Annotated in this window: 5 protein-coding genes; 1 reads left to right on the top strand and 4 read right to left on the bottom strand. The window is 71.2% G+C overall.

The window, feature by feature from the left end:
* Positions 1 to 79 precede the first annotated feature (79 nt).
* A complete protein-coding gene (locus KN815_RS46795) occupies positions 80 to 589 on the bottom strand; it encodes a DUF3574 domain-containing protein (protein ID WP_372458648.1) in 510 nt (169 codons plus the stop codon).
* Positions 590 to 732: 143 nt separating this feature from the next.
* Complete coding sequence (locus KN815_RS46790; RefSeq protein ID WP_372458647.1) at positions 733 to 1,578, bottom strand: DUF1206 domain-containing protein; 846 nt, start codon at positions 1,576 to 1,578, stop codon at positions 733 to 735.
* 168 nt (positions 1,579 to 1,746) lie between these two features.
* Between KN815_RS46790 and KN815_RS46785 the strand changes: the two genes are divergently transcribed.
* Complete coding sequence (locus KN815_RS46785) at positions 1,747 to 2,967, top strand: amidohydrolase family protein (RefSeq protein WP_216347866.1); 1,221 nt, start codon at positions 1,747 to 1,749, stop codon at positions 2,965 to 2,967.
* Between the two features lie 42 nt (positions 2,968 to 3,009).
* Here the strand turns inward: KN815_RS46785 and KN815_RS46780 are convergent, their stop codons facing one another.
* Together KN815_RS46780 and KN815_RS46775 are read right to left on the bottom strand one after the other, a co-directional pair.
* Positions 3,010 to 3,438: an MscL family protein gene (locus KN815_RS46780; RefSeq protein WP_216347865.1), complete on the bottom strand. Its 429-nt coding sequence runs from the start codon at positions 3,436 to 3,438 to the stop codon at positions 3,010 to 3,012.
* A 373-nt stretch (positions 3,439 to 3,811) separates the two neighbouring features.
* Positions 3,812 to 4,619, bottom strand: an 808-nt coding sequence (locus tag KN815_RS46775) for an RNA-guided endonuclease InsQ/TnpB family protein (protein ID WP_216347864.1), incomplete at its 5' end; no start/stop codon positions are given.

Raw genomic sequence — 4,619 nt, 5'->3', positions numbered from 1 at the left:
GGGCGGCTGGGGCGGCTGGGGCGGCTGGGGCGGCTGGATTGGTCGGCGTGGTCGGGGCGGCCGGTTCCGGCCGGATGGCTCAGAAGTCCACCCGGGCCGGGGCGTCGGCCCGGGCCACGGACTCCTGGGCGTACTTCCGCTCGTACGCCGTCCGGATCCGTTCGATCCGCGGGTCCTGCGTCGGGGCCTCGGACGTCGGGTAGAGCAGGATCACCTCGTACGAGCGCTCCCGCTCGATCGTCCCGTTCTGGTCCCGCCACTGCCCCCGGCCGTCGTGGATCGTCAGGCCGGAGGGGAAGCGCGGGGTGATCTGCCGGTCCACGAAGGCCAGGAACCGCTTCTCGGTGACGGGCGGCCCGCCGTCGGGGCGCTCGGTGCCGAAGAAGAGCCGGGTCTCGACGTAGGGCTTGCCCCGGTCCACGGCGCCGGAGGGCGTCGCGGCGGGCGGGTCGTCCAGCGCGGCGTAGGCGGCGACGGGGGTGGCGGCGGCGAGGACGAATGCCGCCCCTAAGGCGGCGATTCGGGCGCGGGGCTTCATGGTCGGCACGCGGAGCTTGAGGGTCGGCACGGGGGGCTCGATGGTCGGCATCGTCCGATGGTCCCGGCGCCCGGAACCCCGGGGAAGACCGCCTTACGGAGCACATCCACGCGAGACACGCGAGGCGCGAGGCGCAAGGAGCAAAGGCGCAAGGCGCGAGGGCGGGCCCGGGCCCCCGGGCACACGCAGCGCGCTCAGACCCGGCGCCACCGCGCCATCGCGAACGAGAACACCCCGAAGAGCGCCAGACCCAGCGCCACCGCCATCAGCAGCCATGGCCCCGCCGCCGTCCCGGCGAAGGTCCGCAGGGTGTCGTCGATGCCCTTCGCCTTGTCCGGGTCGTAGCGCACGGCGGCCGAGAGCGCGAAGCCGCCCGCCACCGCGAACACGGCCCCGCGGGCCACCCCGCCGCAGACCCCCAGCGCCGCCACGGCCCGCCGCGTCCGCCGGGACATCGCGCCCACCTTGAGGTGCTTGCGGAAGCCGCGCCGCAGCGCACGTACGGCGATCCACACCCCGGCCGCGGCCACCGCGGTCCCGGCGGCGGCGACCAGCCACCGGCCGTACGGCAGGTCGAGTGCGCGGGCCGTCACGTCCTGGGACTGCCGGTCGCTGGAGCCGCTGCCCCGCTCGCCGGTGGCGAAGGAGAGCACGGAGTACGCGACGACGCCGTAGAAGACCGCGCGGGCCGCCCCCGCCAGCCGCTTCCGTGCCGCGCCACCGTCCGGCCCCGCGGCCCCGAAGGCCGCCTCGGACAGCCGCCACAGCGCCATGCAGACCAGCCCGATGCCGACCGCCCAGACCAGTGCGGCGCCGAACGGCTGCTGGGCGAGGACCTGGAGGGCCCCGCCCCGGTCGGCCTGCTCGCCGCGGTCGCCCAGGGCGATGCGCAGCGCCAGGACGCCGATGAGCAGATAGAGCACGCCGCGGGTGGCCAGCCCCCAGCGGGCCGCCGCCTCGACGGCCCGGCTGCCCGCCTGGCGTGGGGTACGGGTGCGCGTTGCCGAACCCAGTCCGCGTGCGATCGACGATGCGTTCACCGTTTCCTCCCGGTTGTCGCACCTCGGGTGCCCTGAACGTAGGTGCGGAAACGGGACTTTCTCTTGTTGGTTGAAGCGATCCGCCCTACTCTGCCGCCAGAATCTGACGAACCGTCAGATCGAAACGGAGCCACAGGAGCACCACGAGAAGACCGGGGAGATGGCGAGATGGCCGACGAGACGAACGGCACGACCGAGCTGCCTCGGGTCATCAGCGTCGATGACCATGTGATCGAGCCCGCGCACCTCTTCGAGACCTGGCTCCCGGCCAAGTACCGGGACCGCGGCCCCAAGCCGCTGACGGCCGGGATCGGCGAACTGGCCTACGTCGGCGGCAAGTACAAGTTCACCACCGACCCGGACGGCCAGCTCACCGACTGGTGGAGTTACGAGGGCGACCTCTTCCCCTACAAGCGGATCATCGCCGCCGTCGGCTTCTCGCGCGACGAGATGACCCTCGACGGCATCACCCGCGAGCAGATGCGCCGCGGCTGCTGGGACCCCAAGGACCGCCTCGCCGACATGGACCTCAACCATGTCGAGGCGTCGCTCTGCTTCCCGACCTTCCCCCGCTTCTGCGGCCAGACCTTCGCCGAAGCGAACGACAAGGAGGTCGGGCTGGCGTGCGTCCGGGCGTACAACGACTGGATGGTCGAGGAGTGGTGCGGCGACAGCGGCGGCCGTCTCATCCCGCTCTGCCTGATCCCCCTGTGGGACGTCGACCTCGCCGTCCAGGAGATCCGCCGTAACGCGGCCCGCGGCGTCCGCGCGGTGACCTTCAGCGAGATCCCCACCTACCTCGGGCTCCCCAGCATCCACAGCGGCTACTGGGACCCCTTCTTCGCCGAGTGCGAGGCCACGGGGACGGTCGTGTGCATGCACATCGGCTCCTCCTCCCAGATGCCCGCCGCCTCCCCCGACGCCCCGCCCGCCGTCCAGGCCGCCTTGAGCTTCAACAACGCCATGGCCTCGATGATGGACTTCCTCTTCAGCGGCGTCCTGGTCTCCTTCCCGCGCCTCAAGCTGGCCTACGCCGAGGGCCAGATGGGCTGGATCCCCTACGCCCTGGAGCGCGCCGACGACGTCTGGGAGGAGCACCGCGCCTGGGGCGGCGTCCGCGGCCTCATCCCCGAGCCGCCGTCCACGTACTACTACCGGCAGATCTACTGCTGCTTCTTCCGCGACAAGCACGGGATCGCCTCGCTGGACACGGTCGGCGTGGACAACGCCACCTTCGAGACCGACTACCCCCACGTCGACTCCACCTGGCCGCACACCCGCCGCATCGCCGCCGAGCATGTGGCCGGGCTCTCCCCCGAGACCACGTACAAGATCCTGCGCGGCAACGCGATCCGCATGCTGGAGCTGGACCTCGACGGGGCGCGGTAGGCGGGGGCGGCTGGGCACCCGGGCCGCCGGCGGGCCAGGCGGCTACTCCGAGCGCGGCTGATCCGAGCCGCAGTAGCGGCACTTGCGCGCCGCCTCGGGGATGTCCTCGGCGAGGCATTCCGGGCAGGTCTTGAGCGGGCCCGGCTCCCCGAAGACCTCCGCGCCCCGGCGGCGCTGGGTGTACTTGTACGGCACGACGATCAGGAAGTAGATGACGGCCATGAAGATGATGAAGTAGATCAGGGCGGAGATGAACGACCCGATGTTGAGGTAGGTCGAGGTGTTCCCCTGGGCGCCGAGCTGCCAGCCGAGCCCGACCGATTTGCCGCCCTGGAGCCGGGCGATGACCGGGTTGATCACGGAGTCGGTGAACGCCTTGATCAGCGTCGAGAACGCCAGCGCCGTGACCAGGCCGACGGCGACAACGATGACATCACCGCGCATGAGGAAGTTCTTGAAGCCCCTGAGCACGATCCGCCCTCTCTGTCCTGATACGGAGGAATCACCACCCTAGGAGCGGTCCCGCGGAGCCCCGGGCGCGCCACGGCGGACGGCCGCCCGTACGGCGGCAGGGGCGCACTTAATCCACGCCATGAGGTAAGTCGTCCGCGAGGCTTGACGCCCGGCGGCGTGCCTCGGATCATCACAGTCACCGAGCACCGTGAACACACCGGTGCTTCGCAGCTCAGCCGCTCCGCTGCGCAGCCGCTCAACCGCTCCGCCGCTCCGTTGCCGTGAACACACCGGTCACCGGAGCCTTCCCTTCCTTCTCTCCGGCCGTGACCACACCGGCCCGAGCCTGCCCGCACAGGAAAGGCATCGGTTTCTTGACTTCCTCCCCCGCCTAAAGGCGGGGGATTCCAGCGGTCGCCCGCTGGGGTTCCTGCTTCACCGACGACCGCCCCGTCCGGGAGGACTCCCGTTGAGGTCTCACACCGTCTCCACAGGCAGAGGCCGCCAGCCCGGCGGCCAGGATATTGCGTGCCGCGTTCACATCGCGGTCATGCACAGCGCCGCACTCACACGTCCACTCACGGACGTTCAACGGCAGCTTCTCGCGGACCGTGCCACAGGCCCCACACAGCTTCGAGCTGGGAAACCAGCGGTCGACCGTCACGAGTTCCCGCCCGTACCAGGCGCACTTGTACTCCAGCATCATGCGCAGGTCCGTCCATGCCGCATCCGAGATGGCGCGCGCGAGGCTGCCGTTCTTCAGCAGGTTGCGGACGGTGAGGTCTTCGATCACGACCGTTTGGTTCTCACGGACGAGACGAGTGGTCAGCTTGTGCAGGAAGTCCCGGCGCCGGTCGGCGATCCGTGCGTGCACCTTGGCGACGCGGCGGCGGGCCTTCTCCCGGTTCGCCGAGCCCTTCGCCTTGCGGGACAGCTCCCGCTGCGCCTTCGCCAGGCGGGCCCGGTCGCGCCGTTCGTGCCGGGGGTTGGCGATCTTCTCCCCGGTGGACAGGGTCACCAGGGAGGTGACCCCGGCGTCCAGGCCGACCGCCGCACTCGAGGCGGGGGCAGGGGTGATGGTGTCCTCGACGAGCAGGGAGACGAACCAGCGCCCGGCGGCATCACGGGACACCGTCACCGTCGTCGGCTCCGCACCCTCCGGGAGGGGACGCGACCAGCGGATGTCCAGCGGCCCGGCC

The sequence above is a fragment of the Streptomyces niphimycinicus genome (assembly GCF_018883605.1).
Classification (GTDB): domain Bacteria; phylum Actinomycetota; class Actinomycetes; order Streptomycetales; family Streptomycetaceae; genus Streptomyces; species Streptomyces niphimycinicus.
The sequence above is the reverse complement of the archived record's forward strand: the minus strand, read 5'-3'. Positions and strand labels throughout refer to the sequence as shown.